The sequence below is a fragment of the Clostridium algoriphilum genome, assembly GCF_020443705.1.
Classification (GTDB): Bacteria; Bacillota; Clostridia; order Clostridiales; family Clostridiaceae; genus Clostridium_AD; species Clostridium_AD algoriphilum.
Map to the genome: position 1 here is coordinate 59654 of NZ_JAIZZK010000017.1, position 21096 is coordinate 80749.

Sequence of the window (21096 nt, forward strand, 5' to 3'; positions counted from 1 at the left end):
TTATAATTTTACATATTATCTAAACTTTAATTCAGAATTGGTTTTTGAATTTTTATGTGTAGTTCCTACCGTAGTTATTATTATGCTTTATGTTAATAAAAGCAATTTAAAGGAAACTGTTAGAGAATATAAAACAAAAAAAGTCTTGAATTTATATATTTTTTGTATTTTATGGGTTTGTATAACTATAGCATATTCATTTTTTATAGGTAATAATATATTATTTCGGTTAAATATAATTATGATTTCTATTATTGGGTTTATTTTATATTTGATTGGTAGTTTTTTTTCATAAAGATATGCCTTATATGGTGGAGTATACAATGTTAGTTTTAATCTAACTAGTAATAACTATGTTTATTCCTTCATATATTGTATAAACAGGAGGGGATAAGGTGAGCAATGAAGATATAAATTCTAAAATTGTTAAAAACAAGATAAGAAATTTAAAATTAAATATTTTTAAATATATTAGAAATAATAGTAATATAAGAATATTCTTTTCTGTTTTCACATTACTTATTATTTTATTGTTAGGTTTTATTTTGCCTAAAAGTGCTATGGCAGATAGTGAAAAAAGTAATATAAATTACTTTTATGTTACCGTGATTAATAATGCTTTACCAATGATTAAATGTTCTAGCAAAGAATCACCCTCTGCTATCAATGTAAATAGCATAAACTCACCAACTTTATCATTTTTTGGAATTGATATGATAAATCCCATATCTATAATAGTAACTGAAATTGCATATCTTGATAAAGATAAAGTTAGTGCTGATGTAAATAATGCTAGCAATGCTGAAAGAAATTCAAATGAATTTAGTATTAATCCCTTTGACTTGGGAGATAATCAAGTAATTAAGTCTGTAGCTAAAGTTAATGACTCTAATGTGATATCCGCCATCTATAATCCTGCCTTAAAGGGAACCCTAAATAAAGCTAAACCACGAGTGCTAATATATCATTCTCATACCTCAGAGGCTTATGCCATATCAGACAAAGATACATCTAAAACTAATAGTAGTTCGGATCAAACAAGAAATGTATGTGCTGTAGGCGATGTATTAGCCAGCGACCTTGAAAAAAATTATGGTATTTCTGTTATACATGATAAGGCTGTAAATGATAAACCAGATTATACTAAAGCTTACAAAAATTCTAGTGTTACTTTAGATAAATATCTAAAGACGTATGAAAAATTCGATTTAATTATTGATTTACATAGAGATAGCGTTGAAGATAAAAATGCAGTTACCTCTAAAATAAATGGTGCCAATGTTGCCCAATTTAGCTTTGTAGTAACAGATAAAAACCCTAAATATGCAAAACAGAAGAAATTAATAAATTCAATGATTGGAGTATCAAATAAATTATATCCAGGTCTTTTAAGAAGCCAACCAATTATTACTTATCACTGGGGAATTGGTTTTTATAGTCAAAACAAAAGTGATAATGCAATGCTAATTGAAGTAGGCACATATACGAATACAGTTTCTGAAGTAAAAAATACTGCTCAGTATCTATCTAGAATCATTGCAGAGCAATTAAACGGTAAAAAATGAATAAGGGTAGGCACTTTGAATTGTCAATGGTGCCTGTCCTTTTTTTTGTATTTTTACAATATAACCTTAAATATATTAGAACTTACATACAATTTTTTACTTATATTTTATCCACCAACCTTATAGGCATGTACCCTTTCTTCATTAATTTACTTTTAGATCGTACATCTTTTCTTGCAACTGGTATTGGCTCATAAGGTGATACTGTTGATATATTCTGTTCATATACGTTTAGATTATTACTGTTTTTCTCATCAGAATTTATATACAACATAATATGTCCCTTGCCCTTCCCATCATCTAAAAGTAAAGCATCTGTAGGCCTCAAATCATCCCAGGAAACTCGGCATACATATTTATTTCCTATTTTATTTCGATTTTTAATATCATTATAAAGAGAAAGAGTAGTCTGCCTCGTTATGCCCCAAGCTGTACTAACTAAACCAGAACAGTCATTACCATATAGTATCTTACTGTTATTAATTTTAGATAAAAAATTATCCGGAGATGACGCCTGATATAAACCCATACTATATGGAACCCCAGTATAAGTTTTCCCTTTAATAAAAGTAAAATTACAACTCTTATCTCTTAAATTATAATCGGGGATCCATTTTACTTCGGTCATTGCCTTTGCTCTGTTAAGAATCTCTTCCTTTAAAACATTAGACTTACTTCCATCTTTAGTTTTGACTTTAGTGATATTAGAACCTACTTTTGTGTTATAAGTTATGTCGTTATCACTTAAAGTAAAAGACGAAGTTTTAGCTACATTCTCTAGCTTCTCTAGCTTTGTACTTTTAATATTGGAGTTATGTACAGTTATAACTATACTAAAAACAAATAGGAACAAAACTGTTACAATAAATATATCTGATGTTTTTCTGATACCTTTGGTTTTCATGTTTATTTCACCACCACTTTTAATATTATGCCATATGTTATAAAATATTCCAAATACGAGGAAATAAATATAGAATATAATATGAGATAAATTACTTGATACCCCTTTATAATGATGTTAATATAGTATAACAATGTATTATTATAATTTTAAAATTAAACAGAGTGGAGTGATAATATGGAATTTAATTTTGATAAGAACTTAAACTTTTCTACAGAAATGACTGTAAGTAGCAGTGACACAGCAAATTCTTATGGGTCCGGAAATTTAGATGTTTATGCTACTCCAGCTATGACCGCTCTTATGGAAAATGCAGCAATGAATTGCGTTCAACAAAAGCTACCTGATGGTTTTACAACAGTTGGTTTTGAGCTTAGTGTTAAACACATGAAAGCAACACCTATTGGTGTAAAAGTTAGAGCTGAAGCACTACTTGAAAAAACAGAAGGAAAAAAATTGTTTTTCAAAGTAGAAGCCTTTGACGACTTGGGCAAAATAGGTGAAGGAACCCATATAAGGTACATAGTTAATTCAGAAGATTTTGTAAAAAAAACAGTACGTTAAAATTTTTTACTGTGCAGAAGAGGACTGCAGTTAATAATGCAGTCTTTTTTAGGTTAAAAATAACTTCACTACCTCACTCTGTAAAAATTTTCCTGATATATAGTCTTCTATAGCTAGCTCTTTTAATTCATTTGAATATTTTTTACATGTTCTCGATTCTTTTAATCCATCTATTCCATATTTGCTATACTTATATTTCCAATCATAAAAAGCATACTCACTAATACTATATTTAGTGAGAGTTTGCTGCATTGTCACATATCCATTCTCATATGCATCTAAGATTTTATACTTTCTTCTGTTATAGATTTAGTTCTTTTAGACATAAAAATGCTCCCCTTTCAAGTACAGATTTTTATTATTTAATCTGTCTACTTTAAGGGGAGCATATCAAAGTTTATTCTATAGGTACTATTTAATTCAGAAAATTTTTATTATAAGTTTTTTTCGTAGGACTCAACCATTTTTTTAACCATTTGTCCTCCTACAGAACCATTCTGTCTTGAGGTTAAATCTCCGTTGTAACCATCGGTAAGATTTACTCCTACTTCCTTTGCAGCTTCCATCTTGAATTTGTTTAACCCAGCCTTTGCTTCTGGAACTAATACTCTGTTTCTTGACATATAAATAACCTCCTCTATATTTTTGTTTATTTTTGTTTCTGATATTATCTTGCGCATTATTTAAAATAATACTCATAGAAATTAATGGTTATTTAGTTATAATTTAAAAAAATAAGCACCCTCATAAGAGTGCTTATTAACTAACTAACCCTATTTTCTAATCTCAATTTATCAGCTACCATTGCTATAAATTCTGAATTAGTAGGCTTACCTTTTTCATTACGAATTGTATAACCAAATATTTTATTAATTGTTTCTACTTCTCCCCTAGTCCAAGCAACTTCTATTGCATGTCTCATTGCTCTTTCTACCCTACTCGCAGTAGTATTAAACTCCTTACCTAATGAAGGATACAATTCCTTTGTAACTGATGATAAAAGCGAAGTATTATTTACTACCATATTTATTGCTTCCCTTAAATACATATAGCCTTTAATATTAGCTGGAATTCCAATTTCGTGAATAATCTTAGTTATTTGTTCGATCATATCAAGTGGTTGATTTTTATTGATTATAATTTCAGTATTTTCAACATCTGCAAGTGTTTTTTTTACATCTGCACCACATATAGTATTATTTAATGTTTGTCTTATTCTTTTAATAAAAACTTCCATGTCAAAAGGTTTAATAACGTAATAATCTGCTCCTAGTGATATAGCTCTTTGAGTTATTCTTTCCTGACCTACTGCTGATAAAATTATTATACGTGGCATTGGATCTAAATCCATTTTATTTAATTTCTCTAGAACTCCTAGACCATCTAAAATAGGCATGATTATATCAAGCACAACTAAATCAGGTTTTTTTTCTTCAATTAATCTTAATGCTTCTACCCCATTTTCTGCAATTCCAGTAACAACAATATCATTTTGCATTAATAAATAGTCGTTAAGAATATTACAAAATTCTTTGTTGTCGTCGGCTATTATTATATTTATTTTTGAATTTTCCATATTTGTAATCTCCTTTACATTCTGTTTCGTGTCCTAATATTTATAAATTCTACAAAAGATTGTTATTTCCTTTTTTTTACAAAATTAATTTAAAAAATGTTGTCACAATAAATAATATAAAAGATTTGTTTTCTATTTTATATGTTATTTCTCCATTTCTATTCAATCAGAAGTGTTGCTTAAATTACGAATTATACTGATTTTTAGAGGAATTTATATTATAAATCATTAAAATAATAATGACTTATATCATTGTATATGAAAAATTATATATCTAAACACATTTTCAATGTATATTAAAATATTTTTATGCAAATAATATACTATAGACCATGTAGTTATGTAAGTAATGGTTTGTTGAAAACGTTTTTAGTTGAAAGGAAGTATACAAATGGTTGATATGTATTATAGACTTGTAAAAGCAGGATTAAGAACAATTCAAAAGGTACCAGAGCAATATAGAGCTGCTGTGTTGGCAGATATAACAACTTTTGCATCGGACGGAAAGCTCAATACAACACCAAGTCCAATTGTAGCTAATTTAATAGCACATAGATAAAGACTTTAATTAGTCTTTTTTTATTGCCTTTTTAGTAAGCATTGACAATATAATATCTATTTTCCTCAATAATGCCTCAAAATAAGCTATAATTAAATTATAGCATTAACAGCTTCGATATTAAGTAATAATATTTTAAGAAACGAAATGCCTACATTATTGGGGGAGGATTTATTTAATGAAAAAAATGTATTATCTATTAATTTTTATACCTATTAGTATTATACTTCACTTCATGCAACTAGGAGGTCCTAGTGTACAATTCCTAATAACCGCACTAGCAATTGTACCCTTAGCAGCATTACTCGGAGAAGCCACCGAAGAATTATCAAAGTATACAGGCGCTAAACTTGGTGGCTTTTTAAGTGCTACATTTGGTAATGTAACAGAATTAATCTTATCATTTTTCGCATTGAAAGCAGGCTTATTCGACATAGTTAAAGCATCGATTGCTGGTTCTATGATAGGAAATGTATTATTAGTATTAGGACTCAGCATGTTTATGGGAGGCTTAAAAAACAAGACACAGAAATTTGCTAAAGAAGGTGTAAACATTTCTGTAAGTTTGCTTACTTTAGCCGTAATAAGTTTAGTTATACCTGCCGTATGTACAGGTAATTTAAGCACATCAGAGTTAAACCCAGTAAACTATGAGAATCTTAGTGTAGTAATAGCAATAGTAATGCTTATAGTTTATTCTTGTAGTTTATACTTTTCATTTTTTACGCACAAAGATCTATACGGAGTAGACCATGAAGCTTCCGAAAAAAAGTGGAAGCAATCGACTGCTATAGCAATTTTATTAATAGCAACATCCTTCGTAGCTTTAGAAAGTGAATTACTAGTTGGTAATATAGAACCAATGACAGAGCAATTACATTTATCCAAACTATTTGTAGGTTTAATAATAATTCCAATTATAGGTAATGCTGCAGAACATGCAACAGCAGTAACCATGGCTATAAAAAACAAAATGGACATTGCTATAGAAATAGCTATTGGTTCAAGTTTACAAATAATTTTGTTTATAGCCCCTATATTAGTTTTGTTAAGTTTACTATTTAAACCTATGGCACTAATATTCAACACATATGAAATAGTGGCCCTTGGCGTAACCGTAATTATCGCTAACAAAACATGTAATGATGGCGAATCCAATTGGTTAGAAGGATTACAGTTAATAAGTGTTTATATAATACTCGCTGCAACATTCTATGTAGTTTAAAAAATTATAGTTAACAAAATTATAGTTAACAAAATTAAATAATTAGAAATTACTTCACATAAAGCTTTACAGTAATAGGAGGATTAATTTTATGAAACTTGGGAAAAACAATTTAAAAGTAAATAAGCAGTATAAGGTAAAAGCTATTATGGCTGTGCTCCTATTTGGCGGTTTTCTATCATTATTTAATGAAACCATATTAAATGTAGCCTTCGCAAAGCTTATGACAGAAATGAGTATTACTGCTACAACCGTTCAATGGCTTTCTACTGGTTACATGCTAGTAGTTGGCATTCTCGTACCTGTAACAGCTTTTCTTATTCATACTTTCACTACAAGGCAGCTATTCCTAAGTGCAATGATATTATTTTTATTAGGAACAGTAATGGCTGTGCTTTCCGCCTCTTTTGCTACGCTTCTTATTTCAAGAATGATACAGGCCACAGGAACAGGAATGCTTGTACCTATAATGATGAATACTGCTTTGTCAGTTTCTGCTCCAGAAAAACGTGGTTCAACTATGGGCTTATGTGTATGTGCAATTCTAATGGGACCAGCATTCGGTCCCATAGCCTCAGGTACATTGTTACAATTTTTTCACTGGCACTCGTTATTTATAGTATTAATTCCGTTTGCTCTTATATCAATAATTGGTGGTTTATTATTCTTAGAAAATGTCTCCACAATTACAAAGCCTAAAATTGATTATCTCTCTATAGTACTGTCAACTGTAGGCCTTGCCGGAATTATATATGGGATAAGCTCTATAAACGATGCCTCTGCAAATAATTCAGTTGTTGTTGCATCATTTGCAGCTGGAATTGTAGGCTTAATTTTCTTTACCAAACGTCAATTATTGTTAAACGAACCAATGTTAGAATTACGTGCATTTAAGCGCCCTATGTTTTCATTATGTATAATACTTATAATAATTACCCAGATGGTTCTATTCTCCATGAATGTGTTATTACCCCTTTTATTGCAGAATGGCTTGAATACTTCACCACTAACGGCAGCTCTTGTTTTACTGCCATCCGTTCTAATTAGTGGGCTAACAACACCAATAGCCGGTAAAGTTTTTGATAGGGTTGGTGGCAAAAAACTAGTACCTTTTGGATTTTTAGTAGTATGTATTTTCATGTGGTTTTTATCTCGTATTGAAGTTTCCACTACCATGTTAACGATTTCCATATTATATTGTTTTGTAGGCTTTGGAGCGTCCTTAATAATACTATCTTCTCAAACAACTGCACTTAATCAATTATCAAATGAAAACCAAGCTGATGGAATTGCTATAACAAGCACTTCAATGCAGATAGCCGCAGCATTTGGTTCGACGTTATTCATAGGTCTTATGTCATCAGGTCAGAATAACTTTTTTAATAATGCAAATAATGTAAGCTCTCATGAAAATAAAATTAGAGCACTCTATAGTGGCTTTCGTTATTCTATGACAGTTGCAGTCATAATAATCGTAGTTGGTCTTACACTGTCATTATTTTTAAGACATGAAATTAAAAAATAACACTGTATATTAAATATTTTATAGTATTCATTAAGTTTTTTGTATAAATAGCTTAAACAGATAAAGATAGGCAATACAATGGATTATCCATTATATTGCCTATTTTTATTGTTATTGTTATCCCACACCACATTACAGAATTTATAAAAAATACACAAAATAATTAAAATAGACATAATATTGACACCTCATTGACATTATCCATGGGCATAACTACTAAAACACAGAAGTAATAAAGATAAACTAATAAGGAGAGATTATTATGAAAAATAAGTCATTAAAAATTAAAATACTAACTGGGTTAATTACAGGAGGCATGCTTTTATCACCCATTAGTACAACTTTTGCAGCTACTGCTAAAACATCAGCCACTCATAGAAAAGAACCTTCAAAATTAGAGTGTAAACAAACTGACATTAAGAGACAACAAGGTTTAGATTCAAATTTAAAAAAACTTATAACAAGCAAAACTCTAACTCAAGATCAAGCAAATAAAGTTAAATCTGCCATAACTAAAGCCCAATCTTTAAAAAAAGCAGATTTTAAGAAAATTAAAACAATGACTAAGGAGCAGCGTAAAACTTATATGAATAGCAAAAGAATTAATCATGTAAATCCTTTAAAGTCTCTTGTTGACAATGGAACTATAACTCAGGCTCAAGCTAATAAGATAGGTATTACATGCCATGGAGGTCATCAAGGCTCCGGTAATCATAAACATAAGTCAAGTTAGAGGATTGAATAGTTCGTTTAAAACTCATTTAAAAAGTATTAAATAAAAGGAGCATACTAGTTAAATACTAGTTTGCTCCTTTTATTCGTCTATTTTTGAAGCGCACGTTTATCTCTTACAATCCCTCTTTTCCTGATTTCTTTTAATCCCATTTAGCAGCTTAAATATTATAATAATTATAGCTACTCCACCTACAGCCGATAGTATATATCCCATCATCTCCGAAATTCCATTAACTGAATAATCCGGCATTAGCGTCCTAAAACTAAACCCCTGTTGCATTCCTTTTGGAATATATCCTAGTTGATTACCATTAGTTAATACAGAATTAATTTCATTTCTTCCCCACTCTCCCCATGCTGTTCCCGTTGCTAATAGTCCAAGTGGAGAAATGCAGACCATAGCTATGAGTAATCCATAGATAGGCTTCGTCTTTATTTCTAAATCTTTATATATAATTCCAGGTGAAACTTTTTTAACAAATACATATACACCTGCTGTAACAATACCCTCTAAAACCCCTATAATAGCTAAATGTGGTATTACCATTGCCGGAATTGATATGCTTAATGGATATGGAGAATACAGTGGCATGCCTTGCGCATCCGTAAACAATAGAGGCTGTATTCCAAATTCCATGGCAGCAAATAGTGCAGCAGCATTAAGTGCTAAATATGATGAAATAAAAATTGCTATATAGGTCCCTTTAACTGTTTTAATTCTTCCCTTTATTAACGTAAATATATAATACCCTATAAATGGTGCTATAAATGCCATATTGAAGCAATTTGCTCCAAATGCTAAAATCCCTCCATCCCCAAATATAACTGCCTGCACTAACAATGCAATAGTTACTGATATACAAGCTGCCCATGGTCCTAAAAGAAGTGCTACCAATGTTGCTCCCACTGCATGCCCAGTAGTTCCTCCTGGAAGTGGTATATTAAACATCATAACCATAAAGGAAAAAGCTGCTCCTATACCCATTAATGGTATTTTCTTGTTTGTTAACTCTTTTTTAACTTTTCTTACAGCAGTTCCCCAGATAGGTACCATAACTGCTCCCATAACAAGACACGTTGTTGGGCTTAAATAATTATCTGGAATGTGCATTTTAACCCCTCCTATAACAATACTAAAAAATAAAGCCACAAAAATTGATAACTGCTCTACAGAAATCAACCTTCGTGGCTATTAATTGAACTTATTAAATTAAGTAATTTTACTAATAATGTACACTCTCGTAGTATACACATTTACAATACCATATAATTTCTCATATGTAAATATCGACTTTACTTTTGGCCTTATTATCATTCTTTGTAATTCTTAAAGTGCAAATTCTATAATCATTTTATTTCCATTGTAATTTTGTTCGGATAAAAATAGAATATGCATAATAGTTATAGTATAATAAAGTTTATATATAAATAAATAGTATTGTACTATAACTTTTTGGAGGTATTACCATGAAAATAGCTGTACTAGATGCACAAGGGGCCGGTCTTGGTCAAACAATTATAAAGAAAATTCATAAAGAAATTGGCCTTAACGTTTATATTATTGCACTTGGTACAAACACATTCGCTACTTCAAAGATGATAAAAGCGGGTGCAGATATAGGTATAAGTGAAGAAAGTGCAATTTGCTCATTTTGCATAACAAATAAAGTCGATAGTATAATTGGGCCAATCGGAATGCTATGTAGTGGTGGTATTAATGGTGAAGTTACCCCCATGATTGCAAAGTCAATATATAATATGGATTGTACTAAATATATAATTCCATTACAAAAACATGGTATTTACATACCAGGTACAAGAAATATGCAAATTAAAGACATAATTGAAGACATTGTACTTCATATAAAAAACAACATAAAACTATAGTTTTATGTTGTTTTGTTAGCTCCTTAATATATTCATTTTAATTTAAATTACTATCCATTAGAATTTTAAAAAGCTCTCCTTTATTTCTTGGTATTGTAGCAGTTGTATTTATCTTTCCACTTTTACGCAACTCCTCAAATATCTCAAGAATTAATGGTTTTTCAAGATAACAATTATTTATTAATTCATCATCAGAAAAAATCTCATAAGGTGTTCCTTCCCTAGCTATCTCCCCATCCTTCATTACTATAACATGGTCCGACCACGAATATGCAAGCTCTACATCATGGGTTGATAAAACAACAGTTATTCCTTTTTCATTTAATTCATCAAATATCTGAATAATCTGTTTTGAATGCTTGGGGTCAAGACTTGAAGTAGGTTCATCAAAGACTATTATCTCAGGCTTCATAACAAGAATGTCTGCGATAGCTACTCTTTTTTTCTGCCCATAGCTTAAAAAATGCACTGCTTTATCTTTATAATCTTGCATTTCTACATTTTTAAGGGCTTCATCTACCCTACTCCTTACCTCTGTGTCATCTAATTTTAAGTTCATCGCTCCAAATGAAACTTCCTGATAAACATCTGCTGAAAATAATTGATTTTCAGGGTCCTGAAATACAATTCCTATGTTTTTTCTTAATTCAAGTAATGACTTGTGATTATACTTTACCTCATTTCCTTTATAAATTACAGTCCCTTTAGATGGTTTTAAAACGCCATTGAAATTCAAGAAAACTGTTGATTTTCCTGAACCATTAACACCAACGAAAGATATTTTTTTACCCTTTTCTATCTTTAAATTTATATTATTTAATGCTCTAGTCCCATCAGGATATTTATAGCTTAAATCTTTTGTCTCTAGTATATATTTACTCATCAAATGATTCCTCCAAACATAATTCCACCCAAAATATTTTCACTAAAACTTATGATTATTAAAAGTACTTCTACTACTACAATTAAGGATATATTTTTGTATGAAAGTGCATAATTATTTTCTAATAAATTTATATCACCGTCATATCCTCTTGACTCCATTGCAGTATAAATGTCTTGTGAACGTTTATAGGAACTTAAAAACAAAGAGGTAATCAATTTCCCTAAGGAATTTAAACCAGTTCTAGGTGTTGAATATCCAAGCCTTGAATTCTGAGATATATAAATTATATTTGCAGTATCTAATAATACAAATATAAATCTATATATAAGTCCCATTAGTTCAACAAATAGTTTAGGCACTTTTAGCTTTCTAAGCACTGATAATACTTCAAAAATAGGAGTTGTTAATGTTAGAAAATACAAACATGAAACTGAAGCAATGGACTTCAAAAATAATTTTGTTGCCATCAAAATACTATCATATGTACATCCCAATTTAATATCAAAAATACTAAAACTAAATATTAAACCCTTACTAGTTGAAACTACAGTTATTGCTATTGTAATGACCCCCATTATTAAGAAAGCTAATGGTAATGACATTAATTTTATATAATCTTTTAATGGTAACTTCCCCTTGAAAACGGTTATGAAAGACATAAGTAATAATATTATTATTGAGTCGACCATATTATTTAATGATATACATATGATTATAGTAACCATAGCAAATATAAATTTTTCCATAGGATTAACCTTTTTAAGTTTAGAAATATAAGCCAACTTATCTATAGATATCAAACTTTTTTACCTCTAGATGCTTTTGATTTACCCCTTGAGTATCCAAAAAAATAACATACTATTCCTGAACCTATAGCTGCTTGTAATGAAAATAAAAGACTCTCTATCTCGCTACTTGGTGGTTGCCAAACCGGAGTAAACCAAGGTTTATAATTTGCATTGATTTTAGAAATCTCATTTTTGGCTTGATCATCCGAGCCACTAAATTTAGAATTTTTTAGAAATAATAACGGAACAACTGCGATAATCACCACAAGAACTGCAAGTATTAAATTCTTTTTCAACAAATTGTTCTTCTTATTTTTCTTTTGTTTGTTCATTTTGTTAAACCTCCTCTGATATAACCTTTAATTCTTTGAGTTCTTCCTTGTTATAATTAGTTAGCAGATTAAATACTATTACTGTTAGTATTCCCTCGCTTATAGCAAGAGGAAGCTGCGTTAGCGCAAATATGCTCATGAATTTTATTAGTGATGCTACAAATCCTCCTATTCTATCAGGGAATGCCAATGCAAGTTGAAAAGAAGTAGTAATATATGTCATTAAATCACCTAACATGGCAGCAGAGAATACTGATACTGATAGAGATAGATTTAATTTCCTTAAAAGCTTGTACAGAAAATACGATACTAATGGTCCAACTACCGCCATAGAAAATGTATTAGCTCCAAGTGTTGTAATCCCACCATGAGCAAGAAGCAATGCCTGAAAAATTAGAACTATTAGGCCTAATACGCTCATTACTGTAGGTCCAAAAAGAATAGCTCCAAGTCCTACTCCTGTTGGATGCGAGCAACTTCCTGTAACCGATGGTATTTTTAATGCAGAAAGGACAAATGCAAATGCTCCCACCATTGCAATTAACATCTTAAGTTTAGGATTCACCTTAACTTTTTCCTTTATAGAAAAGTAACCAACAACAACAAATGGTATACATATTGTGCCCCATGCTATACACCATATTGGAGGTAAAAACCCCTCCATTATATGCATTGCATATGCATTCTTAGGCATAAATATTAGCGCAAGAAAAACACCTAATGCAACTTGATATTTCTTTTTCATGTAAAACTCTCCTCATTAATATATTTTTATATTTGATTCTTTATATGTTTTGTGCAAAACAAAAAATCCCTTTAACTAAAGAGTTAAAGGGAATAAATTAAAAATATGCTAATTATTTTAAACCAGCAAATAAATTTTTATTATAGATACCTCCTCTATCACTCGTAGAGTTTATGGTGCAAAAATATAGGTAGGTCTTCTGACTCAAGAATCATTATTTAAGTACGCCTTCCCCGTTTCCAAGTGGCATTAAGTACTTAAATTCATCTATTACAGCTACGAGATAGTTCAGGATTTCAACCTGATTCCCTTTTAATTAATTTTAATTAAACCTATATTTGTTATTCAATTATTATAGTTCATACGAATATATTCTTATTTTATAATTATAAGATTAATAATACAAAAAATCAACAACTTTAGTTTGCGAAATTAAGATAGCATTATTTATTACTTAGTTTATGATAATTTATACTATAGGTTTATATTTTTTTTAAATTAAATTGGCATATTATCAAAATTATCCCCACTTAACACTAATATATCACCACTCTTAATCTTTGTCGCTCCCTTAGGATGTATTACGTTTTCTGCACGTTTTATCATCACAACTAGAATTTCCTCAGGTATATTGGCGTCCATTATAGTTTTGTTTACACAATTACTTTCCTCCGTAACTTCTATCTCTACTAATTTTGTGTTTGATTCTTCTTGATAGTCATTGAATGTTTTCAAAACAGCTGACTCATTATCAACAAGATCTAATTTCTTTGCGATTGGTGAAACTAACGTGCCTTGCAAAGTAACTGAAAATAATGCTACAAAGAATACTATATGAAAAATATCAGACTTTATAACTGCTCCGTTCGTTACAGCAATTATAGCAAAAACAATAGATGACGCACCTCTAATTCCAACCCACGAAACAAATAATTGATGTTTAAAAGGAATCTTTAAAGGACTAAGTATTAAGAATGTTGCAATAGGTCTTGCAACAAAAACTAAGAATAATGAAATCACAATTCCTGGTACCAGAACTGATTGTAAATGAGAGGGGAAAGATAATAGGCCTAATATAAAGAAGAGCATTATTTGCATAAGCCATGATATTCCATCTAAAAATTTAACTAAACTTTTTTTATTTTGAATTTTACTATTTCCAATTATAATACCAGTAATATATACACTAAGGTATCCATTACCACCAATCCACGAACTCATGGAATACGATAAAACAGCTATTGCCATAACAAACACTGGATACAGTCCTTCTATTTCAAAAGTAATATTTTTCAATATCCAAGCACTTACTTTTGCTAATACAACGCCCACTAATAATCCGAAAAATATTTGAAATATTATAAGCTGCAGCGTAGATTGTTCTGCGCCAGCTTTCATTAAAGTTAAGAGTGTTATTGTAAGCATATATGCAAAGGGATCATTACTTCCACTTTCAATTTCTAGCATCGATGCCAGTCCACCTTTTAAATTTAGTTTCTGAGAACGTAGTATTGAAAAAACTGCGGCTGCATCAGTTGAAGCTACTATTGATCCAATAAGTAATCCTTCTAAAAGAGATACTTTAAGAACTACTCTACAAAACAAACCCATAAGCCCTGCTGTTATAACAACCCCTAAAGTTGACATTAATAACGCTTTACCAACAACTGGTTTTGCCATTTTCCAATTTGTGCAAAAACCTCCATAGAAGATTATAAACATTAAACCTAGTGATCCAAGTTGCTCTGCAATATGGTAATTTTCAAAGTGAATTCCAACAATTCCTTCTGAACCAAATACCATACCTAATAGAATAAATATAAGTAATGAGGGTACTCCAAATTTATATAAAACTTTGCTTGAAAATATACATATTAATACAACAACCGAAGCTATAATTAAAGGCATTATCATCTATTCATCACTCCTTTTCTGTATTTTATAGTTTGTTTATATCATATTTTTTTATTTGCTTTTCCATAAAAGGACTAAGTATATTAATTTTTATTTTTGTCTAAAGATAAGCATTCATTTAAAATGTTTAATCCCTCTACTATCTTTTCTTTTTTATATTCATCTATATGATTTAATGTTGGAATAATATTTTCAGATATTTTAACTGTTACTTCATGCATTATTCCTTGTGCATATTCAGTCATTTTAATATTCACGCAGCGCTCATCTTTAGAATTTCTAACACGTTCTATAAACCCGCCCTTTTCTAGCCTTTTACATAACGGAGATAAATTGCTCTTTCCCATACAAAGATGATTGCATAAATCTGTAATGTTTTGTTCACCATTTTTATGTAATTGTAATAATACACTAGCTTGTACTGACGTTAACCCATATGGCTCATAAAAATCATGTAGAATTACATTAAGTTTTCCATTAACAGCTTTTAAAACTTCAACAAGTTCTTCTTGAAACTCAGCATCAATCATAATTTTCTCCTTATTAAATATATTTAACATGTTAACTGTTCACATATGAATTATATCATATTTTAGTACATATATCAATTAATTTTAAACAACCATAATTATATACTTAATAATTCACAGGAAATTGTTAAAAAATTATATCTTTATCAGTTAGAAAATTGAATTAATATTAACTATGTGGTATAATATACTACATAATATTAAATCGGTTGGACAAACTAAAGTTTGATTCCAAGAAATCTGTTTCTAGGGTGGGAAACTCCTATTTGAGTTCCCAACCCTATTATTTTTTGTTGATTAATGTTGAATTTCATAGATAGGTACTTTAAAAGGAGGTAATTATATGAATCCCGAAGATATGCTTGTAATTGTCATTGTTTTAATAATGGTTACAGGATTTATTTATGTTAATTTTATTTTACCAAAAAGAGTCAAAAAAGAAGAAAAAAATAGAGACGAAACGCTCAAGAAATAAATAATTTTTCTAAATTTCAACCTATCAATTAGTATTATCAAATATCTGTTTTGGGAAGGAAAAATATCATGAATAACATTTTAAAAGTAACTACTTTTACTGCTACATTATTGGGATTTGGAATATTAGTAACTTCGTTCTTAGAATTAAGAACATCACGAAAAAAACTAGATAAAATAAGTAATAAAGATTTTTTTACAGAAACTGATAAATTACATATAATAAAATATTATAAATTAAGTATGATTGGATTTTCTATAACTTCAATTATGCAGATAATAAGAATATTTCTAAAATAAAATCTAATTTCATATATGATAAAACGCTCTATTTATAAAACACCTGGATAAAATTTATTTTTACCCAGGCGTTTTTTATTTTTGTTAATGTTTCCTACATAATTATTCTATAAAAAACATACTTTTAACATAATTATTTGCTAATTTTTATAGATTTTCTTGTTACTATATATATATAGGAATCTTAAAGGAGTGAAATATATGATTACTTTGAAAAATATTTACAATAACATTGTAAATAACGGAAATTTTAAACGTCTATCTAAATTTAGCTGTGTAGGTGGTTTAAATACTCTGCTTGACTTTGGAGTATTTTCTCTATTAAATAGTTTATTTGGTGTTAACTATATTATAAGTCAGATAATATCCTACTCAAGTGGCACGTTAAATAGTTATATTCTAAATAAGTTTTGGACTTTCAATGATACTAAAACTAATAAGAAAACAACCAAGGAAATTGTTCAATTTATTGTTGTTAATTCAGCCTCCCTAGGCGTAAGCTTAATGGGGTTAAGTATATTAATGAAAAATAATTTTATGAACCCATTTTTCGCAAAAATTATTTCAATGGTACTCGCTCAAGTAGTTAACTTTTTAGGATATAGATTTTGGGTTTTCGGTTCAGTAATAAAATCAGTAACAAGTAGTAAAAAGATAGCATGAACCTCCACTAATTCTATAAAGAAATGAAAAGGAGATATTAATATGAAAGTTAAAAAAGCTATTATACCAGCAGCAGGACTTGGAACAAGATTTCTACCTGCAACAAAGGCACTACCTAAAGAAATGTTACCTATAGTTGATAAACCTACAATGCAATATATTATAGAGGAAGCTGTTGCATCTGGAATATGTTAGCTTAAAAATTTGTATATTTACCTTTTAATTAAAGGAATGGCCTAGTAATTAGGACATTCCTTTTGTGTTTATTTCTATTCCTTAGTAATTGATGAAATAATTTATCCCCTAAAAGAATATACATATTCTATATTAATTAAATTGGAGATACTATGGGTAAAGTTATAAGTTTTATTAATTTAAAAGGTGGGGTAGGTAAAACTACAACAACAGTTGCACTAGCTGAATTCCTTACTTACGAATTTAAAAAGAAAGTACAGTTGAATATTTACAAAATAAATATAATAATATAAATATAAATATTTCAATTAGGGTTGATGGTAATAATGATGTTTCTAATGAAAACAAACCACCGTTATTAAATCCAGTTACTACTTTTAGAAATATCGTTAAAGATGCCTTAAGAGAGAAATTAATAATTCTACCGTTAAAGGATTTAGTTAAAATATCAAAGACATATACTCCTGACCTCAGCGGCAGAATCTATAGAAAAAAAGAAGCAGCGTTGATTATAGACTATATAATCAATAGGGCTATTAACCTATCAACGTTGGGACAGGTAGTTAGAAATGTAAGTAAAAAAAGAGGAATAGATAAACAAAAGTGCCTGTAATAATTGAATAGATTTACTAAATCTATTCAATTATTACAGGCACAAAAACTAAGGAATTAATCTTCATTGAAATTATTTAATTTTTCTCCTAACCCAATTAATTTGTCTTTTAGTATTATTTTTTCTCTCCATCTCTTCGGAATACTGTTATATCCATAATATACACCAGCAAGACCTCCAGCAATTGCACCTATAGTATCTGGATCTCCATACAGATTAACTGCTTCGCATATTATATCCTCAACATATGAATTGTTAATGAAACACCACAGTGCACATTGAAATGAATCCACCACATAACCGGATGCGTTAAGATTCTCCTTTTTCATATTAAATACTTTCTCATATTCCGCGTGGCCTTTTAAAACTTCTTTTATTGTCCCTATTTTATCTCCACCATCTAAAAACTTATAAATTATTGTATTGTATAAGATGCATGCATCTGATGCCTTTACATTATAATGAGTCATGTCTGATTGAGCTTTTGTTATTTCCACCATTTTATCAAATTCCCTATAATATAGTGGAACAGAAATGCATCTCATTAAGGTCCCATTACCTGCATTCATTCCATTGGAATATCTATGAACTCTACGACCTGCTTTATTCCAATCTCCACAATCAATGAACTCACCTATGGCATCTTGACACGTTATTCCGATATCAGTTGGATCAGTGTCGTACCATTCAACAAATTTCCTTCCTATTGCGGCTATAGGTGCATTAGGCTCTTCAATAATTCCCTCTCCAACTGCAATAGTCATTACTGTATCATCAGTAACATCTCCAGGCCTTAGCTGCATTTCTCCTCCACCAATTATATCTTTGTGAAAACCATACTTTTCTACACCTATATATTTAGGAGTGAACTCTAAAGTTCCTCCAAGGGCATCCCCACATGCAACTCCAAATAATCCACCTAAAACTCTTTCTAATCTATCCATGTTTTTTGCCTCCATTATATTAATTTTCTTTAAGCATCAATATTTCTCGCAAAATCTTTTTAAGATAATATCAGCCAACCATACTTATTATCTATAATAAATTTATCCATTTATCTATAGTATTCTTTTAAACTTAACATTGCATTACTTACCTAATATTCTTTATAAAGTTAATTATTGTAATCATTATAACATTTTTAAAATTTGATTTCTACAACTTAACAATTTTAGTATTAGTATAATTCAAATAAATAAAAGAAGCCGATTCTGCTTTTTAGGCAGCATGGACTTCTTCATATAATATAACTATTATTTTAAGCGTTTAACAACAAAAGACAATTAAATAAATTTGTTTTCTTTAACATATGCTTCAAATTCGTCAATTTTGGCAGTTACTTTTCCACTAGCTTTCACCAGCTATTTATTCTTTTAAAGCCTCTAAAATAATCTTAATTTAAAAATTTCTAAATTTACATATCTAAAATTTCTAGACCATTTTCATCGATTTCTAAATTCAATGTTTCCCAATTTCCGGATAAGCCTTGTAGGAATTCTTTAAGTTTTTTCTCAGTGCTATTATCATCCTTTTTTAGCATCACCATAATTGTCGGTCCAGCTCCACTAAGAAATACTCCTAGAGCTTTTGTGTCTTCAACAAAACTTGTAATCTCAGAGTAATTTTCGATTAAACCCATTCTATAAGGTTGGTGAAGCTTATCCATGCAAGCAAGCTTCACCCCTTTATAATCACCATTAACAAGTGCTACAATGAGCATAGAAACCCTACCTACATTAAAAACTGCATCCTTTAAGGGTACTTTTTCTGGAAGCACTGCCCTTGAATCCTCAGTTGCTAGCTGTAATTTTGGTATTAACACGCAAAACTTTACACCCTCACTTATTGGTATTTTATTATAATAAGTAGCTCCCTCATTTATAATTGAAACAGTCATTCCACCAACAAGTGCAGGAGTAACATTATCCGAATGCCCTTCAATTTCACATGCATATTTTAGAACCTCTTGTTTTGTTAAAGCATCTCCACAAAGCCTATTAGCAGCTGTTATCCCTGCTAATATACATGTAGCACTACTTCCAAGGCCTCCACTAACTGGTATATCAGTCTTAAATGTTAATCTAACACCTTTTGGATCTTTTTTAAGTTTTTCAAAAGTTTTTAACATCGAACTATAAACCAAGTTATTACTATTTGCAAATTTTTCATCACAACCTAAAATCTCAAGTCCAGTTTCTATCTCTTCAACTATAAATGAATTATAGAGCTTAAAAGCAACTCCAAGAGTGTCTAGTCCAGGTCCCATATTGGCACTTGTAGCAGGCACTTTAATCTTAAACATAACTATTTACAACAGTTTCTTTATCTCTTGTACTAACGTAATTCATATAGTAGCCTCCTAATGCGACAATTTTATCAATTATACCATATATATTACAATGTTGCGCTTAAAAATTCAAGTATATCTTGGCCAACCTTAAAGCATCACTTTCACCAGTTATTTCAAAATCAATATACTGCAAAAAGACTTCTAGAATAAGCGCGGACATTATTTTATCCATAACTTTACAAGTGTTCAAAAATGCCTTATTATAAAATTATAATGAAGCTAAAAAGGAGGTTTATATTGATATGGAATATGATAAATTAGTTTCTAAAGCTTTAGAAGCAAGAAAAAATTCCTATTCACCTTATTCTAAATTCAAAGTTGGAGCAGCTGTACTTACCGAAGATGGAAAAATTTATACAGGATGCAACATAGAAAATGCATCCTATGGTGCAACTAATTGCGCTGAAAGAACGGCCATATTTAAAGCAGTATCTGAAGGTCATAAAACTATTAAAGCAATTGCTATAGTAGGTGTAGAAAATGGCTATACTTATCCTTGTGGTATTTGTAGACAGGTAATAGCTGAATTTGCATCAGAAGATACTGAAATAATTTTGGGTAAAAGTGAAAATGATTATTTAGTTAAAACATTAGATGAGATTTTACCAGGGGCTTTCACTAAAAAAGATCTAGAAAAATAATAAAAAATGTAATGCAATTCTACAACAGATAAAATATATATAAACTCGGTCTTATGAGCATACTTTTACAATTGTTTATAATAAAACAGTTATAAAAGTATGCTTTTAACTTGCGTAAATTTATT

The 21096-nt window shown here is 29.8% G+C and carries 25 protein-coding genes, 1 pseudogene, 1 riboswitch and 1 other annotated feature; of the genes and pseudogenes, 13 read left to right on the forward strand and 13 right to left on the reverse strand.

Going from position 1 to position 21096, the window contains the following annotated elements; genetic code table 11:
- The first annotated feature begins 395 nt into the window (after nucleotides 1-395).
- Nucleotides 396-1565 carry a stage II sporulation protein P gene (locus LGK95_RS13100; protein WP_226125238.1) on the forward strand — a complete coding sequence of 390 codons (1170 nt, stop codon included), beginning with the start codon at nucleotides 396-398 and terminating at the stop codon, nucleotides 1563-1565.
- 100 nt (nucleotides 1566-1665) lie between these two features.
- Here LGK95_RS13100 and LGK95_RS13105 read toward each other — a convergent pair whose 3' ends face one another.
- Entirely contained in the window at nucleotides 1666-2469 is an 804-nt protein-coding gene (locus LGK95_RS13105) for a C40 family peptidase (protein ID WP_226125239.1), read from the reverse strand.
- Nucleotides 2470-2646: 177 nt separating this feature from the next.
- On the opposite strand from LGK95_RS13105, the gene LGK95_RS13110 reads away from it, so the two are divergent.
- Nucleotides 2647-3033 (forward strand): thioesterase family protein, encoded by a 387-nt coding sequence (locus LGK95_RS13110; RefSeq protein WP_226125240.1) that lies wholly within the window; start codon nucleotides 2647-2649, stop codon nucleotides 3031-3033.
- A gap of 48 nt (nucleotides 3034-3081) precedes the next feature.
- On the opposite strand, the gene LGK95_RS13115 is transcribed toward LGK95_RS13110, so the two are convergent.
- From LGK95_RS13115 to spo0A, 3 genes are all read right to left on the reverse strand, one after another.
- Nucleotides 3082-3342: a helix-turn-helix domain-containing protein gene (locus LGK95_RS13115; RefSeq protein ID WP_226125272.1), complete on the reverse strand. Its 261-nt coding sequence runs from the start codon at nucleotides 3340-3342 to the stop codon at nucleotides 3082-3084.
- Between the two features lie 125 nt (nucleotides 3343-3467).
- Complete coding sequence (locus LGK95_RS13120) at nucleotides 3468-3656, reverse strand: alpha/beta-type small acid-soluble spore protein (RefSeq protein ID WP_226125241.1); 189 nt, start codon at nucleotides 3654-3656, stop codon at nucleotides 3468-3470.
- Between the two features lie 140 nt (nucleotides 3657-3796).
- On the reverse strand, nucleotides 3797-4609 hold the full coding sequence (gene spo0A / locus LGK95_RS13125) for a sporulation transcription factor Spo0A (protein ID WP_226125242.1): 813 nt from the start codon (nucleotides 4607-4609) through the stop codon (nucleotides 3797-3799).
- A gap of 391 nt (nucleotides 4610-5000) precedes the next feature.
- Between spo0A and LGK95_RS13130 the strand changes: the two genes are divergently transcribed.
- The 4 genes from LGK95_RS13130 (at nucleotide 5001) to LGK95_RS13145 (ending at nucleotide 8651) form a co-directional block, all read left to right on the forward strand.
- Nucleotides 5001-5168, forward strand: a complete 168-nt coding sequence (locus LGK95_RS13130; RefSeq protein ID WP_226125243.1) for a CD1375 family protein — start codon at nucleotides 5001-5003, stop codon at nucleotides 5166-5168.
- A gap of 178 nt (nucleotides 5169-5346) precedes the next feature.
- A complete protein-coding gene (cax, locus tag LGK95_RS13135) occupies nucleotides 5347-6393 on the forward strand; it encodes a calcium/proton exchanger (protein ID WP_226125244.1) in 1047 nt (348 codons plus the stop codon).
- Between the two features lie 91 nt (nucleotides 6394-6484).
- On the forward strand, nucleotides 6485-7918 hold the full coding sequence (locus LGK95_RS13140) for a DHA2 family efflux MFS transporter permease subunit (protein WP_226125245.1): 1434 nt from the start codon (nucleotides 6485-6487) through the stop codon (nucleotides 7916-7918).
- Between the two features lie 262 nt (nucleotides 7919-8180).
- Nucleotides 8181-8651, forward strand: a complete 471-nt coding sequence (locus LGK95_RS13145) for a hypothetical protein (RefSeq protein WP_226125246.1) — start codon at nucleotides 8181-8183, stop codon at nucleotides 8649-8651.
- A gap of 108 nt (nucleotides 8652-8759) precedes the next feature.
- On the opposite strand, the gene cbiM is transcribed toward LGK95_RS13145, so the two are convergent.
- A complete protein-coding gene (gene cbiM, locus LGK95_RS13150) occupies nucleotides 8760-9764 on the reverse strand; it encodes a cobalt transporter CbiM (protein ID WP_226125247.1) in 1005 nt (334 codons plus the stop codon).
- Nucleotides 9765-10120: 356 nt separating this feature from the next.
- Between cbiM and LGK95_RS13155 the strand changes: the two genes are divergently transcribed.
- Nucleotides 10121-10540, forward strand: coding sequence for a DUF3842 family protein (locus LGK95_RS13155; RefSeq protein WP_226125248.1), 420 nt, complete (start codon nucleotides 10121-10123; stop codon nucleotides 10538-10540).
- A gap of 37 nt (nucleotides 10541-10577) precedes the next feature.
- Here the strand turns inward: LGK95_RS13155 and LGK95_RS13160 are convergent, their stop codons facing one another.
- The 6 genes from LGK95_RS13160 to LGK95_RS13185 form a co-directional block, all read right to left on the reverse strand.
- Entirely contained in the window at nucleotides 10578-11423 is an 846-nt protein-coding gene (locus LGK95_RS13160; RefSeq protein WP_226125249.1) for an energy-coupling factor ABC transporter ATP-binding protein, read from the reverse strand.
- The gene (cbiQ, locus tag LGK95_RS13165) at nucleotides 11423-12226 is read right to left on the reverse strand and encodes a cobalt ECF transporter T component CbiQ (protein WP_226125250.1); all 804 of its coding nucleotides are present in this window, start codon (nucleotides 12224-12226) and stop codon (nucleotides 11423-11425) included. Before cbiQ ends, LGK95_RS13160 begins: the two co-directional genes overlap by 1 nt.
- Nucleotides 12223-12546, reverse strand: a complete 324-nt coding sequence (locus LGK95_RS13170; protein WP_226125251.1) for an energy-coupling factor ABC transporter substrate-binding protein — start codon at nucleotides 12544-12546, stop codon at nucleotides 12223-12225. The genes cbiQ and LGK95_RS13170 overlap by 4 nt, the downstream gene beginning before the upstream one ends.
- Before the next feature lie 4 nt (nucleotides 12547-12550).
- On the reverse strand, nucleotides 12551-13291 hold the full coding sequence (locus LGK95_RS13175; protein WP_226125252.1) for an energy-coupling factor ABC transporter permease: 741 nt from the start codon (nucleotides 13289-13291) through the stop codon (nucleotides 12551-12553).
- 172 nt (nucleotides 13292-13463) lie between these two features.
- Nucleotides 13464-13642, reverse strand: a riboswitch (cobalamin riboswitch).
- A 147-nt stretch (nucleotides 13643-13789) separates the two neighbouring features.
- Complete coding sequence (locus LGK95_RS13180) at nucleotides 13790-15205, reverse strand: potassium/proton antiporter (protein WP_226125253.1); 1416 nt, start codon at nucleotides 15203-15205, stop codon at nucleotides 13790-13792.
- A gap of 83 nt (nucleotides 15206-15288) precedes the next feature.
- Entirely contained in the window at nucleotides 15289-15735 is a 447-nt protein-coding gene (locus LGK95_RS13185; protein WP_226125254.1) for a MarR family winged helix-turn-helix transcriptional regulator, read from the reverse strand.
- A gap of 207 nt (nucleotides 15736-15942) precedes the next feature.
- Nucleotides 15943-15996, forward strand: a sequence feature (sodium ion sensor (DUF1646 type); this cis-regulatory element may regulate processes involved in with the transportation of sodium ions).
- 82 nt (nucleotides 15997-16078) lie between these two features.
- On the opposite strand from LGK95_RS13185, the gene LGK95_RS22440 reads away from it, so the two are divergent.
- The 5 genes and pseudogenes from LGK95_RS22440 (at nucleotide 16079) to LGK95_RS13205 (ending at nucleotide 17660) form a co-directional block, all read left to right on the forward strand.
- A complete protein-coding gene (locus LGK95_RS22440; RefSeq protein ID WP_264174558.1) occupies nucleotides 16079-16210 on the forward strand; it encodes a hypothetical protein in 132 nt (43 codons plus the stop codon).
- 68 nt (nucleotides 16211-16278) lie between these two features.
- Nucleotides 16279-16509 carry a hypothetical protein gene (locus tag LGK95_RS13190; protein WP_226125255.1) on the forward strand — a complete coding sequence of 77 codons (231 nt, stop codon included), beginning with the start codon at nucleotides 16279-16281 and terminating at the stop codon, nucleotides 16507-16509.
- Between the two features lie 201 nt (nucleotides 16510-16710).
- A complete protein-coding gene (locus tag LGK95_RS13195) occupies nucleotides 16711-17172 on the forward strand; it encodes a GtrA family protein (protein ID WP_226125256.1) in 462 nt (153 codons plus the stop codon).
- A 42-nt stretch (nucleotides 17173-17214) separates the two neighbouring features.
- Nucleotides 17215-17361 (forward strand): annotated as a pseudogene (locus LGK95_RS13200) (sugar phosphate nucleotidyltransferase); the annotation flags it as partial.
- 158 nt (nucleotides 17362-17519) lie between these two features.
- Entirely contained in the window at nucleotides 17520-17660 is a 141-nt protein-coding gene (locus LGK95_RS13205; protein WP_226125257.1) for a ParA family protein, read from the forward strand.
- Nucleotides 17661-18036: 376 nt separating this feature from the next.
- Here the strand turns inward: LGK95_RS13205 and LGK95_RS13210 are convergent, their stop codons facing one another.
- Together LGK95_RS13210 and thrB are read right to left on the reverse strand one after the other, a co-directional pair.
- Complete coding sequence (locus LGK95_RS13210) at nucleotides 18037-18924, reverse strand: ADP-ribosylglycohydrolase family protein (RefSeq protein WP_226125258.1); 888 nt, start codon at nucleotides 18922-18924, stop codon at nucleotides 18037-18039.
- Nucleotides 18925-19394: 470 nt separating this feature from the next.
- Nucleotides 19395-20282: a homoserine kinase gene (gene thrB / locus LGK95_RS13215; RefSeq protein WP_226125259.1), complete on the reverse strand. Its 888-nt coding sequence runs from the start codon at nucleotides 20280-20282 to the stop codon at nucleotides 19395-19397.
- A 290-nt stretch (nucleotides 20283-20572) separates the two neighbouring features.
- Here thrB and LGK95_RS13220 point away from each other — a divergent pair, with 290 nt between their 5' ends.
- The gene (locus tag LGK95_RS13220; RefSeq protein ID WP_226125260.1) at nucleotides 20573-20971 is read left to right on the forward strand and encodes a cytidine deaminase; all 399 of its coding nucleotides are present in this window, start codon (nucleotides 20573-20575) and stop codon (nucleotides 20969-20971) included.
- Nucleotides 20972-21096: the final 125 nt, after the last annotated feature.

Bases quoted from the DNA above. Each gene is read 5' to 3' on its own strand.
- cbiM (WP_226125247.1), bottom strand. From the start codon at position 9,764: ATGCACATTCCAGATAATTATTTAAGCCCAACAACGTGTCTTGTTATG.
- cax (WP_226125244.1), top strand. From the start codon at position 5,347: ATGAAAAAAATGTATTATCTATTAATTTTTATACCTATTAGTATTATA.
- LGK95_RS13145 (WP_226125246.1), top strand. From the start codon at position 8,181: ATGAAAAATAAGTCATTAAAAATTAAAATACTAACTGGGTTAATTACA.
- LGK95_RS13205 (WP_226125257.1), top strand. From the start codon at position 17,520: ATGGGTAAAGTTATAAGTTTTATTAATTTAAAAGGTGGGGTAGGTAAA.
- thrB (WP_226125259.1), bottom strand. From the start codon at position 20,282: ATGTTTAAGATTAAAGTGCCTGCTACAAGTGCCAATATGGGACCTGGA.
- LGK95_RS13130 (WP_226125243.1), top strand. From the start codon at position 5,001: ATGGTTGATATGTATTATAGACTTGTAAAAGCAGGATTAAGAACAATT.
- LGK95_RS13185 (WP_226125254.1), bottom strand. From the start codon at position 15,735: ATGATTGATGCTGAGTTTCAAGAAGAACTTGTTGAAGTTTTAAAAGCT.
- LGK95_RS13110 (WP_226125240.1), top strand. From the start codon at position 2,647: ATGGAATTTAATTTTGATAAGAACTTAAACTTTTCTACAGAAATGACT.
- LGK95_RS13220 (WP_226125260.1), top strand. From the start codon at position 20,573: ATGGAATATGATAAATTAGTTTCTAAAGCTTTAGAAGCAAGAAAAAAT.
- LGK95_RS13105 (WP_226125239.1), bottom strand. From the start codon at position 2,469: ATGAAAACCAAAGGTATCAGAAAAACATCAGATATATTTATTGTAACA.
- spo0A (WP_226125242.1), bottom strand. From the start codon at position 4,609: ATGGAAAATTCAAAAATAAATATAATAATAGCCGACGACAACAAAGAA.
- LGK95_RS13210 (WP_226125258.1), bottom strand. From the start codon at position 18,924: ATGGATAGATTAGAAAGAGTTTTAGGTGGATTATTTGGAGTTGCATGT.
- LGK95_RS22440 (WP_264174558.1), top strand. From the start codon at position 16,079: ATGAATCCCGAAGATATGCTTGTAATTGTCATTGTTTTAATAATGGTT.
- LGK95_RS13120 (WP_226125241.1), bottom strand. From the start codon at position 3,656: ATGTCAAGAAACAGAGTATTAGTTCCAGAAGCAAAGGCTGGGTTAAAC.
- LGK95_RS13160 (WP_226125249.1), bottom strand. From the start codon at position 11,423: ATGAGTAAATATATACTAGAGACAAAAGATTTAAGCTATAAATATCCT.
- LGK95_RS13190 (WP_226125255.1), top strand. From the start codon at position 16,279: ATGAATAACATTTTAAAAGTAACTACTTTTACTGCTACATTATTGGGA.
- LGK95_RS13175 (WP_226125252.1), bottom strand. From the start codon at position 13,291: ATGAAAAAGAAATATCAAGTTGCATTAGGTGTTTTTCTTGCGCTAATA.
- LGK95_RS13180 (WP_226125253.1), bottom strand. From the start codon at position 15,205: ATGATAATGCCTTTAATTATAGCTTCGGTTGTTGTATTAATATGTATA.
- LGK95_RS13155 (WP_226125248.1), top strand. From the start codon at position 10,121: ATGAAAATAGCTGTACTAGATGCACAAGGGGCCGGTCTTGGTCAAACA.
- LGK95_RS13195 (WP_226125256.1), top strand. From the start codon at position 16,711: ATGATTACTTTGAAAAATATTTACAATAACATTGTAAATAACGGAAAT.
- LGK95_RS13170 (WP_226125251.1), bottom strand. From the start codon at position 12,546: ATGAACAAACAAAAGAAAAATAAGAAGAACAATTTGTTGAAAAAGAAT.
- LGK95_RS13140 (WP_226125245.1), top strand. From the start codon at position 6,485: ATGAAACTTGGGAAAAACAATTTAAAAGTAAATAAGCAGTATAAGGTA.